The sequence below is a fragment of the Bacillus sp. FSL R5-0422 genome, assembly GCF_038610765.1.
Taxonomy (GTDB): domain Bacteria; phylum Bacillota; class Bacilli; order Bacillales; family Bacillaceae; genus Bacillus; species Bacillus pumilus_O.
The window spans coordinates 2,308,019-2,331,655 of sequence record NZ_CP152014.1; the positions used below are offsets into that span (position 1 = coordinate 2,308,019).

The following is a 23,637-nucleotide window of genomic DNA, read 5'->3' on the forward strand; positions in this document are numbered from 1 at the left end:
ATAAAAGAACACCCTCCAAGTGGTCGTGTCATAGGAGGGTGTTTCTTTGGAATTCATTGATCAAAAGCAGCTTTTAAAATGTCTAAGTAGTCGGCTTTCGTAACGGTACGAACATTGCTTGATGTAGAGCCGTTTTGTTCTGCTAATTCAGCCATTTTTTCAAAATCTTCTTCTTTTACATGAGATAAATCTTTTAGTGCTGGAATACCTAATTTTTTTGTAAAAGTATACATGCCATCAATTAATTTTTGAATCGCCACATCATCTGAATCCGTTTTATCTGCAAAGCTCATGATTTTGGCAAGCTCTGCGTGTAACACCTTATTTTCAGCTGCATTGAATTGCATGACATAAGGCAAAAATACCGCGTTTGCGATACCATGAGGTGTATCATAAAGACTGCCAAGGGCTTCTGCTAAGCAATGAACGGCCGCGACATCAGCTGAACCGAAGCATAAGCCGGCTAGTAAACTACCTTCTTGCATTTTATATCTTGCTTCTAGATCAGAGCCATCTTCAAATGCTGCCGGTAAGTATTTTACAATGGTCTCCATTGCACTTGCACCCATTGCTTTTGAAATAGGATTTGTTACTTTACAAGAATAGCCTTCAATAGCATGTACCAATGCATCAACGCCTGTTGCAGCTGTTATGCTTTTTGGCACCGTTAATGTAAGAGCTGGGTCTAAAATCGCAATGGTTGGCCGAAGCAAGGCATGTTTTAATGTGATTTTTTTATGTGAAGCAGCTAACGTGATGACAGATGAACGTGTTACCTCAGAGCCAGTACCAGCCGTTGTTGGAATACAAATTAGTGGAGATAGATTAGCATATGCTTTCTTCCCTGATATATAATCTTCAGGAATGCCGCCATTTGGACCTAATAAAGCAATTGCTTTCGCCGTATCCATTGGACTTCCGCCACCAATCGCAATAACCGCTGATGCTTGTTCTTTTCTAAAAAGCTCTGCACCAGCTAGACATTCATTATCTCTAGGGTTTGGAGATACTTGATCAAATACAAATACTGAATAACCTGCTTCCTGCAAATACGCTTCAATAGGCTGAACGAGCCCTGCGTTTCTCACACCAGAATCTGTCACAATTATCACTTTGGCACCTGGCAATACAAGATCCTCTACTATAGATCCAATTTCTTTTGACTGACCAGTCCCCATCATTATGTTTGTTTGGCAATGATATTCAAAATTCCTCATGATTTTTCTACTCCTTCATTTAAGTTTATTGAGTGAGCCGTTTGTTTTTCTGCTCCCCACCACTCTATTTCTTTTAAACCTGGTATGCTAGATGCATAAAAGACTGGATTTTTACCTAACAGCCTTTGTTGAATATAATCTTCTAAAGCGGCAAAAGCATATTTTCCTAGGATAGCAATTGCAATCAAATTGACGATTGCCATAATGGCCATCGACAAGTCCGCCAACGTCCAAACGATTTGTAAGTTGGCCACAGCTCCAAACATGATCATCAATAATACCAAGATTCGATACGTCAATAACGCTGTTACACTGTTATGGATAAAACCGATATTGGCTTCACCATAATAGTAGCCTCCTACAATAGAACTAAAAGCAAAAGTAAATATAGCAAATGCTAAGAAAATACTAGCCCAAGATCCAAAATGCTGTGCCATTGCGGCTTGTGTAATTTCAATACCAGATAATTCACCTGCTGTTTCTACTGTCGATAGCATAATAATAAAGGCTGTACAGCTACAAACCACTAATGTGTCAAAAAACACACCTAACAATTGAACAAATCCTTGTTTTACTGGATGCGAAACATTGGCGGCAGCAGCAGCGTTTGGTGCACTACCCATTCCTGCTTCATTTGAAAAGAGCCCCCGTTTTACACCGTTCATTATCGCAGCACCAATCCCGCCGCCAACGATTTGCTCTAATCCAAATGCACTTTTCATAATACTTGCTAATGCTGCGGGTACAGCACCGATATTTGTGACAATCACATAAAGTGCTAAAATGATATAAAATGCCGACATAATTGGCACAATGATTTGTGTAAAATTAGCAATTCGCTTCACACCACCAAAAATAATGCAAGCTGTAAAAATTGTGACAAATAACCCCATGGCAATCGGACTGATCCCAAATGAATACTGAAAGGCATTTGTAATTGTATTCGTTTGTACAGCGTTAAAAATTAAGCCGAAACTAAGAATAACAGAAAAGGCAAAAATCCTACTTGGCCATTTCAATCCGAATTGCTTTTGAATATAGTAACCAGGGCCTCCTTTAAATCCGTCATTTGTTCTCACCTTATAAATTTGTGCCAGTGTACTTTCGACAAATGCAGAGGCTCCTCCTAAAACGGCTGCAAACCACATCCAGAAAATAGCTCCAGGACCACCAACAGTAATAGCAATCGCAACACCTGCCATATTTCCAGTACCAATTCTTGTAGCAGCTCCAATAAAAAAAGCTTGCATAGATGAAATTTCATGACTTCCCTTTTTGGTTTTGGGTGCTTTTTCAAAAATAGAACGGAAAATCTCTTTTAGTAAGATAATTTGCATCAATTTCATTCTCACTGTAAAGTAGATTCCTATGCCTATTAACATGAATACTAAAATATATGTCCATAAAAAATCATTCACTGAATTGACCATCACTTCAAACAAAGCCATCTCCCCTTTGTACATCTGAATATTTGAAATAACAAAATATTGCAAGCGCTTACTTTTATGATAGTGAAAATGTTATGATCTATCTATAGAAGTTTTCTGATTGTATCAATCGGCTCATCCGATTTAGGGAGGTTTGAAGTTGGAGATCAAACAACTGATGATGTTCCAAACAGCATCAAAAGTATTAAACTTTACAAAAACTGCACAAATGCTTGGTTATGCTCAATCTAGCATCACAGCAAATATTGTAGCATTGGAAGAAGAGCTAGGAACGCCTCTATTTGAAAGGCTTGGAAAAAGGGTGATCTTAACAGAAGCTGGCAGACAATTTCAACATTATACAGATAAAATTTTAGGCTTAACAGGGGAAGCATTAGAGGCTGTTGGTGGGATGAATGAGCCAAGCGGCATTTTGAGAATATGTGCATCTGAAACACAATGTACCTACCGGCTTCCTCATATTTTAATGGACTTTCAAACGAAGTATCCAAAAGTGGAACTGATCTTCCGCCCAGGAATAGCGGAAAAGGATGTTTTAACTCTATTACTTGAAGGACAAATTGATGTCGCCTTATTATCCATGAATCCTGTAGTATCCTCACATTTACTTGTAAAAGAATTAAAAGATGAACCGATGACCATTGTATGCTGCCCAACAAATCCTTTGAGCAAAAAACAAAAAGTATATCCCATTGATTTAAACGAGCAACGATTGTTGTTAACTGAAGAATGTGATTATCGCTACGCTTTCGAACACTCATTAACACAGGCAGGTGCAAAACCAAGAAGTAAACTAGAATTAGCAGATGTAGAAGCCATAAAAAAATGTGTAATGACAGGCTTAGGAATCGCTGTACTTCCTGAAATTTCTGTAAAAAAGGAAATAGCAGAAGGCACTATCATCAAAATCAACTGGATGGAACCCTGTTTCTCAACGAAGATTCAACTATTTTGGCATAAAAACAAATGGATGTCCCCTGCTTTAAAGGCATTTGTGGATTTAACAGAGGATTATATCCTTTTAAACGGGTAGCAGAGATATCAGTTCTAGACTAAATTTCTTGTCGTCTATAACACTTTCCGAAAAAATTTTGACCATTCTAAATAGCTAAACAATGTTAATCAGTGGCGGTGTATGTTCTGTTTCTTATATTTAGAAAGGAAACCTCTGAATCTTAAAAGTCTATTTACACAAAAAACTTACAGGAGGATTCCTGTAAGTTTTTTGGTTATTCTCATTGAATCATTATTTAGAAATCATCCCATGCGGGTCAATGACAAATTTCTTCGCTACACCTGAATCAAAGTCACTGTATCCTTGAGGGGCTTGATCAAGATTAATGACGGTTGCATTCACTGCTTTGGCGATTTGTGCTCGTCCGCTTAAAATAGATTTCATTAGACTGCGGTGATATTGCATGACAGGGGTTTGACCTGTCACAAAGGTATGGGCTTTTGCCCAGCCGAGTCCAATTCGCACTTTCAGTGATCCAACTTTTGCATCAGCATCCACTGCACCAGGGTCTTCTGTGACGTAAAGTCCTGGGATTCCGAGTTTACCGCCAACTTTGGTAATATCCATAATTGTATTTAAAACGGTTGCAGGTGCTTCTCCTTGATCTCCATGACCTGAAGCTTCAAAGCCAACACAATCGACGGCACAGTCTACTTCTGGCTCTCCTAAGATGTTGGTGATTTGTTCACCGATTCGATCATGTTTTCGTAAATTGATCGTCTCACAGCCAAAGCTTCTGGCCTGCTCCAGCCTTTGTTCATTCAAATCTCCTACAATGACTGTAGAAGCGCCAAGGAGCTGAGCGGAATGCGCTGCGGCAAGGCCTACTGGCCCTGCACCGGCAATATATACGGTTGAACCAGGTTTTACTCCAGCCGTATACGCACCGTGAAAACCTGTCGGGAAAATATCGGAAAGCATTGTCAGATCAAGTATTTTTTCCATCGCTTGATCTTTGTCTGGGAATTTCAGCAACTGGAAATCTGCATATGGTACCATGACGTACTCGGATTGGCCGCCAACCCATCCGCCCATATCGACATATCCATAGGCAGAGCCTGGACGGTCCGGGTTTACATTTAAGCACACATGGGTTTTTTGTTCCTTACACATGACGCATCGTCCGCAAGCAATATTAAATGGAACAGACACAAGGTCTCCTTTTTGAATAAACTCCACATCTCGTCCTACCTCAACGACTTCACCTGTAATTTCATGACCAAGGACGAGTCCTGCCGGCGCAGTCGTACGACCTCTCACCATGTGCTGGTCACTTCCGCAAATATTCGTCGTCACTACTTTTAAAATGACGCCATGCTCACATTTGCGCCCCACATTGGCTTTCGGTACACCCGGGCCATCTCTTAAAATCAAATCAGGGTATCCAATATCCTCAACTGCTACATTTCCTGCTCCTTTATAAACGACACCTTTGTTTCCCGACATGTTTTCATTCCTCCCTTTTTGTTTAAAAATGAAGTCTCTACAATTTTCTCTATTTATGAGGCAATTCCCTGCTTCAAATGGCACAATTGATTAAAAAAAGCGAAAAATGTCTCTTTTAGTTAAATAAAAAAGAAAATATTGAAAAAAAAGCTAAACTTTTGAAGAACGGTGTCGATATAAGAAATAAGCCAGACAGGTATCCTTAATCGACAAACAAATTCCTTATATATACTATCATTCCTTACACACCTGGCTGGCGCCTATATGACATGCAAAAGTCTCTTCTGATGAAGAGACTTTTCAGATTGTTGACAAAGGGCTAAAATGATCTTTATTTTAGCTCTTTGTCTTCTTTTCAGCGTGATAGAAAACCTTTGAAGTCTAGGAAGTACGAGCATCGGAGCGGAGCGAATTAGACATTCGTGAGCACCGAAGCGCAGGACAGACAACGAATGCGAGGGTTTGTCTACACGCTGAAAAGTCTCTTCTGATGAAGAGACTTTTTTAATTCGTTCAAACATGATTTAATGACACGCAAAGAAGCTCCTCTCACGAAGAGCCTCTTTTGAATGCTTGTTCATTACCTGGGAAATATTTTCATCATTTTAATGCTTTGATACAGATGTATGTATCATAGTGATAAACCGAAACTTCTCTAAAGTGATACGCTGAAAATAGGCGGCTAATCTCTTGTTCACTATACGATGAAAAAGATTGTGACCGCTTTTGTTCCTTCATCAGTTCCTGCTGTTGGAAAGATAAGTATACTTCTCCATCCACTTGAAGAACGCGGTACACTTCCTTCATGACTTGCTCAATATCCTTCAAGTAATAAATGGTCTGCACCGTAAATAATTTATTGAATGATCTGTCTTCAAAAGGTAAATGCTCAGCTTTACCAAGAGTCACGACGGCTTTATCCTGTTCCACAAGCTTTTTATGTTTTCTTTTTGCATATTTGATCATATGACGAGAGGCATCGACTCCATATACTTTACCACGATCAAGTTTCTCTGCTACTTTTGATAATGTCATGCCTCTTCCAGTACCGATTTCTAAAATCCGGTCATTTTCTTGTATATTTAAGAGTTGAATCGTCCATTCATTGATATTATGATGATTTTTTTCCATATAGCGGGCAACCCATTTTGAGAACAAGCCTTTTGGTTCCCTCATTTGTTTTCCAATCCAGCTTTGAATCAATGTTAACACCTGCTTTGCACCAGTAAATAAAACTATTTACGAATTTTCTTACTTTTCATATCGGCTCTCACCTAACAAATTTTAAGACCTAGTCCTAATTATTTGTTATTGATTAGACGGCACCTTTTCAGAAAATGTTTCGCAGAACTTTAAAAAATTTTAATCTGAATAGGCGTTTTCATTAATTGTGCTCAGATTGATTTCGTTTTCTGCATGAGCTGCATATTTTATGAATGTATCTTGATTAGATAAAGGTGGTGCTAGATTATGGGCTTTGGTGGAGGTTATGCTGGAGGCTGCGGTGGTTACGGTGGCGGTTTTGCGGGCGGATTCGCATTGCTTGTTGTACTGTTCATTTTGTTGATCATCATCGGTGCAAGCTGGATTTGCTAATGTAAAAGGAGCAGGAAACGATAACGTTTCCTGCTCCTTTTCTTTAATACCAATAAGGTCGGTACTGATACATATATTGTCTGAGCATTTCCTCTTGCTCTCGTTGCATTCGGTACGGATTACCGTATCCATGCTTTAAAGAATGCGGAATGGATGTATATCCGTGCCCCACTGACGGAAACCTCATATATGGTGACATCGACATTCGTTGATCACCTCACAATCTCCTTTTATGGATATCATATGTGCAGATGATCAATGTGGAGCGTGTCTAAACCTGGTCCTTCTCCATCGTATAACAATCAAGCATTGCAAGCATCATAAACATGTCAATCTCCTCCTTTTTCAATTTTTCTTTTCGTGTTTTAGTTCATATACTTTAGTTGTTTCTGCTTCATTTCTTCATAAATTGTTTCGACTTGTTGTTCATAAAGAACCGTTTCAATGTCTTTGTATTTTCGTCGGATCGTTAATGTGATAAAAAATAAATGGATTGTCATATACGCTCACCTCCCTTCAGTTCGCAGCACGCGAAATAGCCCGCAGATCTTCTTTGTCAGTTGACCTGTGGGCACACAAAAATGCAGATCAAAAGACAGTGTCTTCCAACCTGCAATGGATGATACGTAAAATCCTCGTTTACTTTAACAGTTTTGAAGCGTGTGCACCGTATAAGGTAAAGGAAGGACACGAGCTCTTCCACAGGCTGATGACATGATGAAATTGTGGTTGAATTGTTCACAAGTAGATACGAATAACATATTCTTCAGCCTCCTTTACGTTTTTAATTACTTTGTTAGTATATCCAGCAAGCACCATTTTGTAAACCTATTTTTAGTAAAATAGATGATTTTTGTGTGTTTGACTAAATTTCTACAGCAATTCTTGTCCAATTGTCCAATACAATCAAAAAAGCCCCCTCACGGTTATGAGGAGACTTTTCGAATTAATCTTCATCTAGTTCTTGCAGTTTCTTTTGAAAAAAGATCGCGCGTCTCACACAAAGAAAAGCTGCTAATAAGAAAACACAATCAATTCCCATCATCAGCATTTTCGGAGATGCTTCGATGTGTTGGTTTGGTATGATCGTACCAATATATAAAAAGGTGCTGACAGCAAGCAAAATAAAAGCGTACTGCTTGTAATCTGTCACTAAACCACTCCACTTTTTCTTCACTTGAATCACCTTCCTGTTTCACATGTCTATTGATAGCTTAACATAGTAAAAGAAAGGTAGTGGCATGTAAATCTATCCATTCACTAGTGCGTTTAGTCCCTGCTTCATATCATTCAGTAAATCATCCACATCTTCAATCCCGACAGATATACGAATTAACCCATCAGTGATGCCAAGCTCCTCGCGACGGTCTTTTGGAATGGACGCATGAGTCATTCGAGCAGGAACAGAAATTAAGCTTTCAACCGCTCCAAGGCTTTCTGCAATCGTAAACAGCTTAAGCTGACTTAAAAACACATCGACATGTTCTTCTTTTCCAATATCAAAAGAGATCATACCGCCGTAGCCTGATGCTTGCGTTTTTGCAAGTTCATGTCCGGGATGAGCATCAAGACCTGGGTAATAAACACGTGTGACTGCTGGATGTTGTTCTAAAAACTCAGCGATTTTCTGCGCATTTTGCTGATGTGCTTCCATTCTTAGTCCAAGTGTTTTGATTCCTCTCATGAGAAGCCATGAATCCTGCGGTCCAAGAATTCCACCTGTAGAATTTTGAACAAAATGCAGTTCTTCTCCAAGCTCTTCCCTGGCTGTTACAACAAGCCCACCTACGACATCACTGTGACCGCCTAAATATTTAGTGGCACTATGCAGAACAATGTCCGCTCCATATTCAATCGGTCTTTGGAAATAAGGTGTGAAAAATGTATTATCAACAATCATTAAGATGTTCGCTTCTTTTGTCAATTGGCCGATCGCTTTGAGATCAGTCATTTTGAGTAAAGGATTGGTTGGCGATTCAATGTAAACCGCTTTTGTTTCAGGTAAAATCGCCTTTTTCACTGCTTCAGGATCACTTGTATCAACAAAGGTCGCTTGAATGCCAATACGATTGAGTACCTTTGTGATGACGCGGTACGTTCCGCCGTATACGTCATCTGTAAGGACAATATGATCTCCGCTGTTAAACAGCATCATCACTGCCGTAATGGCAGCCATTCCTGAACCAAATGCGTAGCCGTTTGCTCCTCCTTCAAGGTCACGAATAACGGTTTCTAGTGCCGTTCTTGTTGGGTTCGCTGTTCTTGAATATTCATACCCTGTATGTTCGCCTGCTTTCGGCTGCTTATAGGTGCTCACTTGGTATATAGGTACAGACACAGCGCCCGTTTTTTCATCACCAGTTGTTCCGCTGTGTATCATCATTGTTTTTCGTTTCATTTTATTTTCCTCCCTCATAAATGCCTTTACTTAAATACCTTTCACTGCTATCAGGAAAAATGGTGACGATGACGGTCCCAGGTGCTGCCTTCCTCGCTTCTTCTAAAGCGGCAAATAACGCTGCACCCGAAGAACTCCCGATGAGAACGCCTTCTTTTTCAGCAGCTTCTTTCACCATGTGGAAAGCATCATGATCACTGACGGTATATATCTCATCGAATAAAGCAGATTCCATATAATCTGGGATAAATTCAAGGCCGATTCCTTCCGTTTTATGCGGACCTGGATCTCCTCCATTTAAAATCGATCCTTCAGGTTCGACAACAACTGTTTTTAGCGCCGGATGCTGCTCTTTTAAATAGGCAGCACACCCTTGAAAAGTTCCCCCAGATCCCGCTCCTGCCACGAATACATCGATGTTTCCTTGCAGGTCGGACCATAACTCTGGACCAAGCGTTTTATAGTAAGTCAATGGATTTACTTGGTTTTTGAATTGCAAAACGCAATAGGCATTGTCAAGGCTTGCCTCTAGTTCAAGGGCTCGATCAATCGCACCCTTCATGCCCTCTTTTCTTGGTGTATGAATGATCTCTGCACCGAGCGCCTTCATGAGCTGTTGTTTTTCTTGACTAAAATGTTCTGGTACGCAAAAAATGGTACGCAATTGATGTTTTCTTGCACTGAGAGCAAGCCCAATGCCTGTGTTTCCAGCAGTTGCTTCTATGATGGTTCCGCCAGGGCGCAATTTGCCAGATGCCAATGCTTCTCTTATGAGCATATCACCTAAACGATCTTTAATACTTCCACCCGGATTCATCATTTCAAGCTTCGCATATACCTCTACACCTTCCGGGATGCCGATTCCTGACAGTTTTAAAAGCGGTGTGCGGCCAATTAATTCTGTAATATCCTTTATGACAGCCATATGATTCCCTTCCTTTGTATGGAAAAGAAGGGGGAATCCCCTTCTTTTATTGAGTTTGCTTTATCATACGCAAGACAAGGTCGGTTGAGTGAATCGCTGCTTGCTCAAGAAATTGATCAAATGAGACATTGGATTCTTTCCCTGCAATATCAGATAGCGCTCGAACGACAACAAATGGCGTTCCAAAGAGCTGGCAAACTTGTGCAACAGCTGCAGCTTCCATTTCTACCGCATATAGCTCTGGAAACTTCTCTCTCACAAACGCTACACGATTCGGATCATTCATAAATGAATCTCCGGTTGCAATCGTTCCTTTTGCCACTTGAATATGATCGATCTCTAAAGCCGATTCCTCTGCCAGCTTCACAAGCTTTTCGTCTGCAACAAAAGCAGCGGGCAATCCTGGTACTTGTCCGTATTCGTAATTAAAGATCGTGACATCCACATCATGATGTCTAACGTCAGTAGAGATCACAATATCCCCTACATTTAATGTGTGATGGAAACCGCCAGCTGATCCTGTATTGATCACATAATCTGGCTGAAAGCGGTCAAGCAGAAGTGTTGTGCTGACCGCTGCATTCACTTTTCCAATTCCTGATTTTAATAAAATCACTTCTTTATCTTCATATACACCTGTTGTGAATTCACACCCAGCGATGTTTTCTTGTGTAGCATTCTTTAGTTGATCTCTTAATATCGTCACTTCTTCTTCCATTGCACCTATGACAGCGATTTTCAAATCAAAAACATCCTTTCATTCCCTTTTCTTCGCTTCTACGATCCAAACAAAATCATTCATTTGATGAAAGGACGTACTAAAACCTTCTTCTTCAAAGATTTGCTTTAGCACATCGATGGATGGATAATATTCCGTTTCTAAATCTTCAGCAAGCTGATCAAATCCTGCCGCTTTCGCTTTGTCAATTTCAGCTTGATGTGCTGATTGATTTTGAAACATTGTATCAGCAAAGACTATTTTACCATCTGAGTGAAGGATGTTGCTATAGGTGTGAATGGCTTGTTTTTTTTCTTCGTCCGTTAAATGGTGGAAAGCATATGAACTGACGATCGTATCCGGCTCAAATGTCGGTGCTGGAAATGATAAAAAATCCCCATCATGAAACACATCAGGTATTCCCTTTTGAAGAGCTGCTTTCTTCATGGCGTCTGATGGCTCAACACCAAATACGTTCTTATCAGCTGCGAGCAGTGCCGCTGTTAGATTCCCCGTGCCGCTTCCAAATTCAAGAACATGTTGACCTGAGTGGTGAACAATTTCTTTTAAAATCACCGAATACCGGCGAAATACTTCTTCATACTGCTCATCATGACCACTTACCGTGTCGTCATAAGAGTCAGCCCAATGATCAAATAAAGAAAGAAACTCACGTCCCATTTTCTTTCCCTCCACTTTATCTATTTATTCCTATGCGTATAGTATGTTTTAATCCGTCGAACAGTTCCTATCCTACCACATCTTCAGTTTCTTTCCTACTAAAAAATACTGGGAGGGGTAGAAAAATATTTGCTCTTTTAGAGGAGAGAGATTAAGATGAATGAAGAGTATGGAGAGGTGAATCAAATGGATTTTCAGTTGGATTTTCTAAAGGATAAAATTGAATTCTTTGAAGCATCGTCTTTAAAAGAACTTGAACAAAAGATCCAAAAACAAATTGAACATAATCAGGCCATTCTGCTGACCGTTCATTCTGTCAGTCATCAAACGACTGTGATCGATGACCGAATTTTGTATACAGCGGTTGTTCATTTTAAGGCGAATATCTAAAAAAAGATAGCATGACTGCTATCTTTTTTTCTTGTTTATTTTAATTTCTCCACCTTTACAGGTTTCCAGCCTTTTTCATCTACCCATGTGATTTCCACGCGGTATCGTTCGCCTGTTGATTTGTCACGGATGGTTCCCTTTGCATCTTGAGGGCCTCCGTTATTCCCTAACCAAATAACGGTCATTTGATCTTCTGAAATTCCCGTCGCATAGGACATGGCTTTCATCATTTCTTTCCAGTCTTTTGAATTAGAATCATAGGTTGCTGTATGTGAACCGGATTGCTCTGTTCCTACAGGCTCCCAGTCATCGCTTTCGTATGTTTTGTCTACGTCACTCGTTTTGCCACCATCTGTTTCTTTGGCACCTTTTAACGCATCTTTATTAGGCTCTTTTTCATCATCTGACTTCTTCGTATCGTCGTCTTGATCAGATGAGTCATCTTTTTTAGCATCTGAATCATCGGATGTGTCTTTCTTTTGATCTTTCACATCTTCATCTGATTTTTGTTTATTTTCACTTGTTGCAGGCGCCGTTTTAGAAGGTGGATCCGCTACATCTGTGTCTTTCGGTTTATTAAAAATTAATAAACTCGTTGCGACAACCAAAATAAGCACCACAACGATACCAATTAATATGTTAAGGACCATATTCGCCTTTCTGCGCTTATCACGATGTTCAAATCGAGAATTTCTACTCAAAATCTCTGCACTCCTTTGCCTCTGTTCCCTAAGTCGTTACTATTCTAACATGACATGAAGGGATGTTCTATGTCTGTTTCTTTTCAATTTCGTTGACCTTTTTTACAATATCATAAAACGCATCATTTGTCTTAGCCCGTCCACTTGCCTCATCAAGGTGAACAACGACTAGAGCGTATTTTGGTTTTTCCACCGGAAAATATCCAGCAAACCACTTATGATAAAGCGGATTCCCCTTGTGATCTTTACTGCCGGTTTGGGCAGTGCCTGATTTCCCCGCCACATCGAACGGAAGGTCTTGAAACCTTCTTCCTGTTCCTTTGTCAGACGTCACCACCTGTCTTAAGTACTTTTGCAGCTTTTGAGCTGTATAGCGGTCAATACTGCCTCCTTCTGGTCGTTTGTTTTGAAAGGTTAGCATTGTTGTTCCGTTTTGATACAGCACTTTTTCAGCGATTTTCACTTCTTTTCGTTCCCCGCCTCTTGCAATCGACGCCATCATATTGGCCATTTGTAAAGGAGTTGTTTTGACATTTTTTTGTCCTATTGCGGTTTGGGCAATGGCTTTTTTGACATGCTTGTCTCTTTTATCTCCCCACACATTGCCGGTTTCTTCACGATCAAACTGTTTGAAATGCTTCTTATGATAGACATCCCCTTCCCAGCCAGCTCGATCAATGAGCCCAAGCTTTGCAGCCGTCTTTTCGATGATTTGATCATCTGTTTGGATCAGCTTGTCAGCAAGTGTTGCAAAGGTATAATTACAGCTCTGTGAAAAGCTCTCAGACAGATTCAGGACTTCCTGCGTTCCTTCTGGCTCTCCATATAAATTCTTTCGACAGTCATACATCGTTTGTGGCTGGTCAAGGTTTTTTTCGATTGCTGCGGCAAGTACAGCGGTTTTAAAGACCGAGCCTGGTGCCATGGCAGTCAGCATATAATTTCTTGCTTCATGCCGGTTTTTGCTTGTGATGTTTGGTGTACTAGCCATCGCCAGCACACTACTGCTTTCAATGTCGAGCAGAACGGCCCCGCCCTTTGCGACGCCTTGGTCTTTTAGTACCTTCTCCATTTCAGCTTGCATGCTTTCATCAATTGTTGTTTGAACTTGAAGAGGATAAAATGAATGAGCCTCTGCTGTATATTTGACGTCCATCCCAAACAAAGGGTTTCCCCTTCCGTCCACATGATATAACAATTTTGTGTCTTGCTCGGGTAATAGAAATTCGTCAAAGGTACTTTCCAGCCCAAAAGTACCGATTTCTGTACGGATGGAAAGCTCTTTTTTGTCAGGATAACGCTCTCTGAGCAATTCTGGATTCTCACTCGTGAAACCTAATGTGTGGAGGGCAAGTCTTTTTTTGTCCTTCTCTTTCATATATACGCCGTACACACCTGAATATTTCATATCATTGATGTCTTTCAGCTTTTTTTTCGTGATGTCATCTTTGAGAATGAGAGGTTTTTTGTTTTCTGTCAGTTGTTTTTTGAGTTCATCTTCTTCCATCTCAAGAATAGAGGCAGTTTGTTTTAAATGAGGAAGATCGTATTGCAAGAAAGGAAATAAGATCACCGCAGGCTGTTCTTTTGTGAGAAGCGCCTCGCTGTTTCGATCTAAAAATTCACCGCGGCCATCTGAAATGACCACTTCTTCTGTACGCTGTTTGACACTTTCTTGTATTAAGTTGATATCAAGCTTTGAAAAAGATTCTGTGAAAAATAGTTGAATTTCTGCCAGTCTGATGAGAAGACCGATCAGCAGCATAAAAATAATAGCACCGGTCCACACTATTCTACGTTTTTTTAGCATAAAAACACCTCGTCCCTATTGTGGACGAGGTGGTTATCGTATAAACGTGATTACGAAATTTTTACAATTTGGACGAACATTTCTCCGCCTGGTGTTTGAACGGTTACTTTGTCGTCTACTTGTTTGCCTAATAAGCTTTTTGCAATTGGTGAATCGTTTGAAATTTTTCCTTCAAACGGATCAGCTTCTGCACTTCCAACGATGGTGTAAGACTCTTCTTCTCCGTCTGGTAATTCAACGAAAGTGACTGTTTTACCAAGTGAGACAATATTTGAGTTTCCTTCATCTTCGATAATTTTGGCATTGCGAATCATATTATCAAGCGTAGTGATACGCCCTTCTACAAACGCTTGCTCTTCTTTAGCAGAATCATATTCCGAGTTCTCTGAGAGGTCTCCAAAGCTTCTCGCAATTTTAATACGCTCTACAACCTCTTTACGTTTAACCGTTTTCAAATATTCAAGCTCTTCTTCTAACTTAAGTTTTCCTTCTTCTGTCATTGGAAATACTTTCTCTTGTGCCATGAATCATTCACTCCTTCTATTAATCCTCATCATACATACTTTCTGCACGTGAGTGACGACTGAAATATACAAGAATGAGGACTTTTTCAGGCCCTCATTCCTTCTGTCCCATATTTGTAAAAGTCCATCTTACATGGCGTCCCTTTTAGATGCAACTATTATGCCTTTTTTTCAGACAGAACCATTATCAGTGGTCCAAAGATGATCTATCTCCATCGCACAAACTGTGGAAAGGCACAGGAAGCTCCTGTACCTCGTTCGCCATTTCGATCATATGTAGAAGAATAGCTTATCCATTCTCCATCTTCCAATACATAATATGGTCAGTGTACGATATGTCTATGCTATATTATTACAAAATTGCTTTTTGATCAAGAATTGTTTGAAAATTTGTGATGATTTGTTTGTCGTTTTTTTAATATACTTTTACAAAAACGAAACCACCTCAATATTCAGCTTGAAAACGGCATTTTTCTATATCTATTTCACATCATTGTTTTCCTATCATACCAAATCTTTCATTCAAAGTGTTACTACTTAACATATTTAAGCAGCTTCTTCTTTTAGAAACAAGAGAAATATTAGTATTTATTCTCTTTATTGTGATGTTGAAAAGACCTTTACACTGTAAAGGTCTTTTTCTTCTCCCCCGATTACTCTGCTCGGCTTTGAAGAATCGTTTGAATTTTTGTCACCATGAGGTCAATCGCCACATGGTTTTGACCGCCTTCTGGGATGATGATATCGGCGTATCGCTTAGTCGGTTCAATGAATTGATTATGCATCGGTCGGACAACAGATACATACTGTTCAATCACAGAATCGATTGAACGGCCTCTTTCTTTCGTATCGCGTAAAATGCGGCGAATGATGCGTAGATCTGCATCTGTATCGACATACAGTTTAATATCCATTAAGTCTCTTAGGCGTTCGTCTTCTAATGCAAAGATGCCTTCAACGATGATTACATCCTTTGGTTCAACATGGACAGTTTCTTCTGAACGTGTGTTGAGCTTGAAATCATATATTGGTTTTTCAATGGATTCGTACCTTAAGAGCTGTTCCAAATGCTCAAACATCAGGTCATTGTCGAATGCGAGCGGATGATCATAGTTCGTAAGCAGACGCTCTTCAAATGGCATATGACTTTGATTTTTGTAATATAAATCTTGCTGTAGCATGAGGATGGAATGTCCTTTAAATTTTTCATAGATTGAATTGGTGACGCTCGTTTTACCTGAACCCGAGCCGCCAGCAATTCCAATGACCACTGGTTTACTCCTCATGTGCCTGTTATTTCCCCTTTCTCATCATGTTGCTAGGGTATACTTTTTGATCGAGCTTGAATTTGACGATTTGAAGCGGATGACGAGCGGCATCAAGTTCATTTCCTTTTTCATCCCAAATCGTCTCAATGTTGCATGTGAAATTCTCAATTTCTGGGCCGAAAAATTCAACTTCGTCACCAGCTTTAAAGAAGTTACGCTGCTGCAATGTGACAATTTGTTCTTTTTCATCATAATGAAGAACGAGACCTGCAAAATCAAAAGTCGTTTTCTTCCCATGAATGCCAAACATTTGCTCATCCGTTCCTGGTACACCTTCGAAAAAGGCTGGTGCTGTGTCACGGTTTGCACATTTATCTAATTCATCTAACCATTCCTGCTCAATGACAAAGTTGTCCGGGTCCGCACAATAGGCGTCGATGACTTTGCGATACACACTCACGACCGTTGCCACATAATGAATGGATTTCATACGCCCTTCGATTTTCAAGCTGTCAATTCCCATTTCAATCATTTGAGGAATGGATTCGATCAGTTTTAAATCTTTTGGACTCATCGCAAATGGTGCGTCTTCCTCTCCAAATAATGGCGCTTCCTCAGAACCTTCTAGTTTATAAAGATCATAATCCCAGCGGCAAGACTGACAGCAGCCACCGCGGTTAGAATCTCTTGCCGTCATATGGTTACTGAGCACGCAGCGGCCAGAGTAAGCAATACACATCGCACCGTGAATGAACGTCTCAATTTCAATATCAACCTTTTCTTTCATTTCTCTAATTTCTAGCGCACTAGTCTCGCGAGCCAGCACCACTCGCTCAAGCCCTTCTTCTTTCCAAAACTGAACAGCTTTCCAGTTCGAAAGAGATTGCTGGGTGCTTAAATGGACTTCAAGCTTCGGTGCGACACGTTTACACGTTTCAATGATCAGTGGGTCAGCCACGATAATGCCTGCTACTCCAGCACCTTCAATCCCTTGAAGGTATTCCTCCAGCCCGTCCATGTTTTCGTTGTGGGCAAAGATATTCGTTGTCACATAGATGCGTGCACCGTATCTATTTGCAAATGCGACACCTTCAGCCATTTCTTCAATTGAAAAGTTATCGGCATTTGAACGAAGTCCAAATTCTTTTCCACCAATAAAGACGGCGTCTGCTCCGTAATGTACAGCAATTTTCAGCTTTTCCAAGTTTCCTGCTGGTGCAAGCAGTTCTGGTTTTTTTGTAATGACACGTTTCCCGTCAATCATTTCAGAAATACCATCTTTCAATAGTGCCATTTCTTCTGCCTCCTCTTATATTAATAAACCGTTTCTTTAAAGAAGAACCCTGTATCAATCGAACGATTCACTGGCTGAATCTCTTCAATCCGCTTCACCCAGTCCTCTTTCTGATCTTCATACGCGTCTTTGTCAGTTGCTAATAAATCAATTGCTTTTCTATATAGAGACGTCACTTCTGTCATATAAGAAAGTGACTTTAAAATTCCGTCAATTTTAAATGAGTCGATGCCTGCATCAACAAATTCTTCTAATTCGTCAATCATACACACATCATTTGGACTCATAATATGAGTACCGTTTGCATCCTCGAAAATAGGATATTTGTTTTGACGCTCCTGGTCATGAAGGAATAGCCCTTCCTCCATATTTCTGCCTTCGACGTCCATTTGTTTGCCCTGATATTCAAAGTAGTTGCCAATAAGCGTACGCTTTGATTGGAACATACATGTCATGCCATGGACTTGAATTTCGATTTCCACCTCGGCATTTTCTTTGATGTCGATGACACTGTCCATGTTCAGTTCTTTCGCAAGAACAGCACGCGTTGCGCCTTTTCTGCCCCAGTAGTTACAAGTGTAATAGTTTGTCCCAGTCGTTTCTGTACTCCAGTGGAGATTCAGGCTTACCCCTGTTTCTTTAGCGGCCATGATCACAGCTGGGTCTCCAAAGACGACGCCATCTACGTTTAATGCATCGAGAAAGGTTAAGTAATCTCCAAGCAGCTGCACACGATCATTATGAAAAATTGCATTCATCGCCACATACACTTTTTTGTCATGCTTATGTGCAAGCTCAACCGTCTGTTTCACATCTTCTCTTGAAAACTCGCCTGCAAGACGAATACCGTATGTTTGTTCGCCTATTAAGAGTGCATCAGCTCCCGCCTCGATTAATGGCAGTACATCTGACACCTTGCTTGGCGTCACAAGCAATTCTGGTTTTTTCATGATTGGTCACCTCTTTTTGTACTAATGGCGATCCCGTCTCCAACTGGAATAATGCACGTTTGGAAATCGGGGTTTGACATAAGCCATTGATTGTATCGATCAATTTTACCAATTAATTGTTTTTTTCTTTTATCTTCTATTTCTTCTTCATAGTTCGTTGCCACTAAACCTTTAAATAATACGTTGTCTGTAATAATCATTCCGTCATGAGCAAGCATCGGTTCAAACAGCTCAAAAAAACGTTTGTACTGCCCTTTTGCGGCATCAATAAAGATCACATCATAGGGCGCCATTGTTTGGACTGTTTTAGCCGATTCCATGGCATCACCAAAGAACACGTGTATTCTTTCTTTTAACTTTAATTCCTCAATGTTCCGTGTCGCTTCTTCATAGCGTTTTGCGTTTCGCTCAATCGTAAAAATTTCAGCATCTGGTAGAGCTGTCGCCATTCGAATGGCGGAGTAGCCTATCGCTGTCCCAACCTCAAGAATTTTCTTCGGCTTTTTCATCGACAGTAGCTGCAGTAAAAGTTCAATGCTCACCTTTTCCATAATGGGCACATGATGCTCTTTTGCATATGCCTCTAATTGAGCGATTGCATCAGGACTTGGGTGAATTAAATGTTCAATATAATCATTCATTTGATCATCTTCGATAGTCATTATTTGTCTAGCTCCTTCATGACCTGAAAAAGAAGAGTCCTGCCTGTTGCAGCTCTCTTTCTCGTCAATCTTTCGTTCATCTAAGTAAAACAACCCGATATATTTTACCACAAAGAAGTGGTAATTGCGAACCTATAAAATGGATATTCCAACGAAAAAAACTGCAGGCAATCTTGTATTGTCTACAGTCTTTTTCGATTCACATGTACATTAATTGCTGCCTGTGATGTATTTGGCTTTCGCTTTGTTGTGCTCATTTAACGTTTTTGTAAAGACGACTTCTCCGTTTTTCTTCGCAAGGAAGTATACATAATCCGTTTTCTCTGGATGCAGTGCGGCTTTCCATGAAGATTCGCCAGCATTTGCAATAGGTCCAGGCGGCAGTCCCTTGTTGTTATACGTATTATAAGGAGATTTCACCTTAAGGTCTTTGTAATAAACTCGGGATTTATGCTCACCTAGTGCATAAAGAACCGTTGGATCGGTTTGAAGCGGCATGTCCTTTTTCAACCGGTTATAAAAAACACTGGAGATTTTTGCGCGATCCGTCTTTTCCGTTGCTTCCATTTCAATCAGTGATGCCACCGTTAACACATCATGTATGGACATGTTTCTCTTTTTCATGTCTTTTTCATACGTTTTCACGTATTGATCTGTTTGTTTAATCATCGTTTCAATGATCGTTTCGAGTGATTCATCCTCACGATAAAATGGATACGTCGCAGGGAATAAATAACCTTCTAACGGATGTTTCACCTGTTTGCCATTTACCTGTGATGTCACCGTTTTCGGATATTTTTTCATTAATGTTTTGATAAACGCAGGATCATCCAGCTTCGCTTCCACTTCTTTTGCTGAAAAATTCGTCTGGTTTGCAATCACTGCCGCAATATCAGACAGCTGTTTTCCTTCTGGAATCACAAGCTGAAAGGCATAGTCTGTCCCTCCAGATGTCAGCTTTTGAATCAGCGTGTCTGCGTCCATCGTTTGTTTCAAATGAAAGTATCCCGCTTTAAAGCCGGACGCATTTTTGTATTTTGCATAATAAGTGAAAATAGTGTCATTCGAAATGAGCCCATTTTCTTTTAAAATGCCCGCAATCTCACGGACAGATGTCCCATTAGGAATATGAATATTAATCGTTTGTTTGCTTTTTTGATCGACCGGTCCAAGTGCTGATTTAACATATAAAAAGCCTGATAATGCTGCAATGATGATGACAGCAAGAACAGATAACAGGACGATCCCCATTTTCCTTTTGAAAAATGGTCGTTTCTTTTGTTCTGAAAACATGCATGGCCCTCCTCACATCTAGCTTTTATAGTACATGATTCGACGGAGTTCGGCAATTACTTGCTCATGCTTGTCATGACAGAACTTGACATAATACGGCTAAACCAACGCCGCCACCACTCCCAATTGCGGCCATGACATAGCTTCCATTCGGTAAGGTGCGCGCTTCGTAAAACAGTCTCACCATCATCGCAGCTCCTGATGCGCTATATGGATGACCAAGACAAAGTGCACCACCTCTCTTATTGATCCTGTCATAAGGAATATCTAGCGTCCGAGCAATCAGCGCTATTTTCAGAGCAAAGGCTTCATTGATTTCAAACAGTGCAACATCCTCTGCCTTGATTTTCTCTTGATCTAGAAGTTTCTTCATCGCATCAATCGGCGCAGCAGCTGGAAAATTGGGATGCATCGCCGTCACAGCACTTCCGGCATATCGCAGCATTGGCTGAAACCCATTTGCCTCTGCTAATGCCCTTTCCATCACAACAACTGCGGCTGCACCATCTGCTTCTTTACAGCTATTGGCGGCAGTAACAGATCCTTTTCCGGGTGAAAATACAGGCTTTGCCCGCTGAATCAGCTTTGCCATTGGTCTTATTTTCACCGCCGCTTCATCAATGCTCAGTCCATCAATCGAAACGATTTCTTCAGAATATGTACCACGTTTGATTGCGTCTATACTTCTTTCCCAGCTTAATTGCGCATAGTCATCTTGTTCTTTTCTTGTCACAGAAAATCTAGAAGCGGTCAGCTCTGCTGCTTCTCCCATATCCGGATCTCCTATCCATTCCGGTGAAAAACGGGCTTTTTCTTTCATTGGTGATCTCGAAATGCTTTCAGTCCCGCCAGCGATATACATTGAGCCTTCCCCTGATTGAACCATGACGCAAGCTGTTCGGATGGCTTCTAGACCTGAAGCACACTGCCTATCAACCGTCATACCGGGTACCCCTAAAGAAAGCCCTGCTTCTAATGAGGACAGACGGGCCATATTCCCGCCGCCTCCTACAACATTTCCTAATATAATATCGTCCGGCGTCATCCCTTTAGACAAATACCGAATAAGAGGCGCGGCTAATTGCTCTGGACGATAATTTTTCAGCATCCCATATTTATCACCGAAGGGTGTCCTTTTTGCTTGTACAATTACTGCTTGCATGACAATTGTTCCTCTGCCCACTGTTTCATACTGGCACGTGCTATTTTCCCGCTGGATGTTTCAATGATTTGATCAATGACTAGCCATTTTTTAGGTACCTTGTAAGCTGCCAGTTTTTTTTTGACAGCTTGCCGAACTGTTTTTGAGTGCTGCCTTTGTTCAATAATGGCAACAGGTATTTCACCCCAATATGGGTCAGGAACGCCAACTACAACCGATCGCTTCACCTCTGGCTGTTCATTTAGCACACGCTCAATTTCCTCTGGAAAAATATTCAGTCCTCCATAGACGATCATGCCATTTTCACGGCCACTCATATATAAATAGCCGTCTTCATCCAGCCAACCCATATCATAAACTGTCAGCCACTCCTCCGGCGGTTTCACCTCATGTAAGTACCCTGAAAAAGACATTGGACTCTTCACATAAATTCTTCCTGTCTCATTTGGCTGGCAGACAGTTTGATCAGCTCGCCTCACTTCAATTTGAATTGGAGAGAATGGCCGTCCGACAGAAGAAGGCTTTTGCAGAAAGTCATTTGAAGATAAATAGGATACAAAGCTTAATTCTGATGTACCGTAAAAATCAAAAAATGTCACATGCGGATTGTTCGTCACAAGTTGTTTTTTTGAAGGAATGCCCCAATCTGCTCCAGATGATATGACAAGTAGCGAATGCTCTCTCTCAAAGGCGTCTATTTCTAGCAACGATTCTGTCATTGTCGGAACAGTATACATCACAGTCATATCTCCTGTCTGTAAGGCTTTCTTTGCTTTCACTGGTGTGAATTTTTCTAATAACGTCACTGTGCCGCCAAAGTATAATGTACTGATGGCACCATATAAAAAGTGAGAGGACAAGAGTGTACCTGCTATCAGAACATGATCTTGATGAGTGATTCCAAATGTATCAGCTGTTGTTCGAAAGCTTTCAATCCATGACTGCTGACGTCTGATAAAGGCTTTGGGTGAACCCGTTGATCCTGACGTAAATCCCATATAAAAGATAGGGTCATTTTCGATGTCACATTTGTTAGATAGAACTTGTGTGTTACGGCTCATTTTCCCCTTCCATTCAGATAAAGAAAGAACCTGCATGTCTACGCTGTACTTGTCGAATCTATTTAAATATCGGTCCTCGATAATGACGAGAGCTGCCTCACTTAACAAAAGCTTTTCAACACATTCCTCACGGCTCCATCTCGGATCAAGCGGGACTGCTGTCCACCCTGCAGAAGCAGCGCCAGCAAATATTTGAAGAAAAGAAGCACCATTCGATAATAAAAAAGCGACTCTTTTTTGCTCATGAGCCGTTTGTTGTAACCATTGTGCTGATAGCTGGACACGCTTATACCAATCTTCGTAAGTGATTCGTTCTTCTCCATCAATGATGGCGATATGATCTGGATTCATTTCTGCATGTAATGTATAACTTTCCGTTATTCTTCTCAAACTGCACGCCTCCCTTTATTCACATCCCTTTTTCGATATGACATAGCCGCAATGATTTTCACCGTGAGAACGGCACATATGCCTGCCTTGATGAGATCACCTGGAATATAAATCAGACTAAGAAGAGCTGCCTGAGTGACCTTGATATTCATGATCATCGCTTGAAAAGGAATGCCGCATAGATACAAAATTCCGATACTGCATATCGCAAAGATCACAAAAAGACGCAAGGTGGTCACTTTTTGTAGTCGGTTGATCCACAAACTAATCATGAGGGCAGCCGCTGGATAAGCAAGTAAAAATCCACCGCTTGGTCCAAAAAAGACCCCTATTCCGCCTCTGCCACCTGACAAAAGAGGTGCGCCTGCTGCTACAACCAAGAGAAACAGAAGTAAACTGATCAGTGCCTGTTTTGGCTTTAATAGCCCACCAGCAAGCAAAAGACCTGCCGTTTGCAACGTGATGGGAACAGGTGTAAACGTAAGTAAAATCGGTGGGATCAACCCTAACATCCCAATAACCGCAGTCATTAACGCCATTTGCATCATATCTTGAATTCTCAATTTCCATCCCCCTCACTCCATTCATTATTAAAAATAGAGTAAAAGGTACAGTTTTATATGTCAACATAAAATAAAATAAAGTTAACATAATAACCATAAAAAAAGACCTGTGAAGAAAGATCACT

24 protein-coding genes and 1 pseudogene are annotated in these 23,637 nt (G+C 40.6%); 3 read left to right on the top strand and 22 right to left on the bottom strand.

The window, feature by feature from the left end; translation table 11 throughout:
* Positions 1-53: 53 nt before the first annotated feature.
* Both MKX52_RS11805 and MKX52_RS11810 read right to left on the bottom strand, forming a co-directional pair.
* On the bottom strand, positions 54-1,217 hold the full coding sequence (locus MKX52_RS11805) for an iron-containing alcohol dehydrogenase (RefSeq protein WP_342490750.1): 1,164 nt from the start codon (positions 1,215-1,217) through the stop codon (positions 54-56).
* Positions 1,214-2,665 carry an alanine/glycine:cation symporter family protein gene (locus MKX52_RS11810; protein ID WP_342490751.1) on the bottom strand — a complete coding sequence of 484 codons (1,452 nt, stop codon included), beginning with the start codon at positions 2,663-2,665 and terminating at the stop codon, positions 1,214-1,216. The genes MKX52_RS11805 and MKX52_RS11810 overlap by 4 nt, the downstream gene beginning before the upstream one ends.
* A gap of 139 nt (positions 2,666-2,804) precedes the next feature.
* On the opposite strand from MKX52_RS11810, the gene MKX52_RS11815 reads away from it, so the two are divergent.
* Positions 2,805-3,698: a LysR family transcriptional regulator gene (locus MKX52_RS11815; RefSeq protein WP_342490752.1), complete on the top strand. Its 894-nt coding sequence runs from the start codon at positions 2,805-2,807 to the stop codon at positions 3,696-3,698.
* Positions 3,699-3,911: 213 nt separating this feature from the next.
* On the opposite strand, the gene fdhA is transcribed toward MKX52_RS11815, so the two are convergent.
* Together fdhA and MKX52_RS11825 are read right to left on the bottom strand one after the other, a co-directional pair.
* The gene (gene fdhA / locus MKX52_RS11820) at positions 3,912-5,126 is read right to left on the bottom strand and encodes a formaldehyde dehydrogenase, glutathione-independent (RefSeq protein ID WP_050943691.1); all 1,215 of its coding nucleotides are present in this window, start codon (positions 5,124-5,126) and stop codon (positions 3,912-3,914) included.
* A gap of 600 nt (positions 5,127-5,726) precedes the next feature.
* Entirely contained in the window at positions 5,727-6,329 is a 603-nt protein-coding gene (locus tag MKX52_RS11825; protein WP_012010697.1) for a class I SAM-dependent methyltransferase, read from the bottom strand.
* Between the two features lie 318 nt (positions 6,330-6,647).
* On the opposite strand from MKX52_RS11825, the pseudogene MKX52_RS11830 reads away from it, so the two are divergent.
* A pseudogene (locus MKX52_RS11830) lies at positions 6,648-6,722 on the top strand (YjcZ family sporulation protein); the annotation flags it as partial.
* A gap of 43 nt (positions 6,723-6,765) precedes the next feature.
* Here MKX52_RS11830 and MKX52_RS11835 read toward each other — a convergent pair.
* From MKX52_RS11835 to MKX52_RS11865, 7 genes are all read right to left on the bottom strand, one after another.
* A complete protein-coding gene (locus MKX52_RS11835) occupies positions 6,766-6,921 on the bottom strand; it encodes a hypothetical protein (RefSeq protein WP_224925978.1) in 156 nt (51 codons plus the stop codon).
* Positions 6,922-7,087: 166 nt separating this feature from the next.
* Positions 7,088-7,222, bottom strand: a complete 135-nt coding sequence (locus MKX52_RS11840) for a YrzI family small protein (RefSeq protein WP_342490753.1) — start codon at positions 7,220-7,222, stop codon at positions 7,088-7,090.
* Positions 7,223-7,668: 446 nt separating this feature from the next.
* Entirely contained in the window at positions 7,669-7,899 is a 231-nt protein-coding gene (locus MKX52_RS11845) for a YrhC family protein (protein WP_041815772.1), read from the bottom strand.
* A gap of 72 nt (positions 7,900-7,971) precedes the next feature.
* Complete coding sequence (locus tag MKX52_RS11850; RefSeq protein ID WP_342490754.1) at positions 7,972-9,120, bottom strand: bifunctional cystathionine gamma-lyase/homocysteine desulfhydrase; 1,149 nt, start codon at positions 9,118-9,120, stop codon at positions 7,972-7,974.
* 1 nt (position 9,121) lies between these two features.
* Positions 9,122-10,045: a cysteine synthase family protein gene (locus tag MKX52_RS11855; RefSeq protein WP_342490755.1), complete on the bottom strand. Its 924-nt coding sequence runs from the start codon at positions 10,043-10,045 to the stop codon at positions 9,122-9,124.
* A 46-nt stretch (positions 10,046-10,091) separates the two neighbouring features.
* A complete protein-coding gene (mtnN, locus tag MKX52_RS11860; protein ID WP_012010702.1) occupies positions 10,092-10,787 on the bottom strand; it encodes a 5'-methylthioadenosine/S-adenosylhomocysteine nucleosidase in 696 nt (231 codons plus the stop codon).
* A gap of 15 nt (positions 10,788-10,802) precedes the next feature.
* Positions 10,803-11,444 carry a methyltransferase domain-containing protein gene (locus MKX52_RS11865; protein WP_342490756.1) on the bottom strand — a complete coding sequence of 214 codons (642 nt, stop codon included), beginning with the start codon at positions 11,442-11,444 and terminating at the stop codon, positions 10,803-10,805.
* A 186-nt stretch (positions 11,445-11,630) separates the two neighbouring features.
* Here MKX52_RS11865 and MKX52_RS11870 point away from each other — a divergent pair, with 186 nt between their 5' ends.
* On the top strand, positions 11,631-11,834 hold the full coding sequence (locus tag MKX52_RS11870) for a YrzA family protein (RefSeq protein WP_034620637.1): 204 nt from the start codon (positions 11,631-11,633) through the stop codon (positions 11,832-11,834).
* A 35-nt stretch (positions 11,835-11,869) separates the two neighbouring features.
* Here the strand turns inward: MKX52_RS11870 and MKX52_RS11875 are convergent, their stop codons facing one another.
* From MKX52_RS11875 to MKX52_RS11925, 11 genes are all read right to left on the bottom strand, one after another.
* On the bottom strand, positions 11,870-12,535 hold the full coding sequence (locus MKX52_RS11875; protein WP_342490757.1) for a YrrS family protein: 666 nt from the start codon (positions 12,533-12,535) through the stop codon (positions 11,870-11,872).
* Positions 12,536-12,602: 67 nt separating this feature from the next.
* Positions 12,603-14,345: a penicillin-binding protein 2 gene (locus tag MKX52_RS11880; RefSeq protein WP_342490758.1), complete on the bottom strand. Its 1,743-nt coding sequence runs from the start codon at positions 14,343-14,345 to the stop codon at positions 12,603-12,605.
* Between the two features lie 50 nt (positions 14,346-14,395).
* The gene (gene greA / locus MKX52_RS11885) at positions 14,396-14,869 is read right to left on the bottom strand and encodes a transcription elongation factor GreA (RefSeq protein ID WP_012010706.1); all 474 of its coding nucleotides are present in this window, start codon (positions 14,867-14,869) and stop codon (positions 14,396-14,398) included.
* A gap of 653 nt (positions 14,870-15,522) precedes the next feature.
* Entirely contained in the window at positions 15,523-16,155 is a 633-nt protein-coding gene (gene udk / locus MKX52_RS11890; protein WP_065098502.1) for a uridine kinase, read from the bottom strand.
* Between the two features lie 7 nt (positions 16,156-16,162).
* Entirely contained in the window at positions 16,163-17,431 is a 1,269-nt protein-coding gene (locus MKX52_RS11895; protein ID WP_012010708.1) for a U32 family peptidase, read from the bottom strand.
* A gap of 20 nt (positions 17,432-17,451) precedes the next feature.
* The gene (locus tag MKX52_RS11900; protein WP_144455784.1) at positions 17,452-18,381 is read right to left on the bottom strand and encodes a peptidase U32 family protein; all 930 of its coding nucleotides are present in this window, start codon (positions 18,379-18,381) and stop codon (positions 17,452-17,454) included.
* Positions 18,378-19,043: an O-methyltransferase gene (locus MKX52_RS11905; protein WP_012010710.1), complete on the bottom strand. Its 666-nt coding sequence runs from the start codon at positions 19,041-19,043 to the stop codon at positions 18,378-18,380. The genes MKX52_RS11900 and MKX52_RS11905 overlap by 4 nt, the downstream gene beginning before the upstream one ends.
* 210 nt (positions 19,044-19,253) lie before the next feature.
* Positions 19,254-20,336 (bottom strand): endolytic transglycosylase MltG, encoded by a 1,083-nt coding sequence (gene mltG, locus MKX52_RS11910; RefSeq protein ID WP_342490759.1) that lies wholly within the window; start codon positions 20,334-20,336, stop codon positions 19,254-19,256.
* 73 nt (positions 20,337-20,409) lie between these two features.
* Positions 20,410-21,498: an acetyl-CoA C-acyltransferase gene (locus MKX52_RS11915; RefSeq protein ID WP_342490760.1), complete on the bottom strand. Its 1,089-nt coding sequence runs from the start codon at positions 21,496-21,498 to the stop codon at positions 20,410-20,412.
* Complete coding sequence (locus tag MKX52_RS11920; RefSeq protein ID WP_342490761.1) at positions 21,486-22,949, bottom strand: acyl-CoA synthetase; 1,464 nt, start codon at positions 22,947-22,949, stop codon at positions 21,486-21,488. The genes MKX52_RS11915 and MKX52_RS11920 overlap by 13 nt, the downstream gene beginning before the upstream one ends.
* The gene (locus MKX52_RS11925) at positions 22,946-23,512 is read right to left on the bottom strand and encodes a biotin transporter BioY (protein ID WP_088000512.1); all 567 of its coding nucleotides are present in this window, start codon (positions 23,510-23,512) and stop codon (positions 22,946-22,948) included. Before MKX52_RS11925 ends, MKX52_RS11920 begins: the two co-directional genes overlap by 4 nt.
* Positions 23,513-23,637 lie beyond the last annotated feature (125 nt).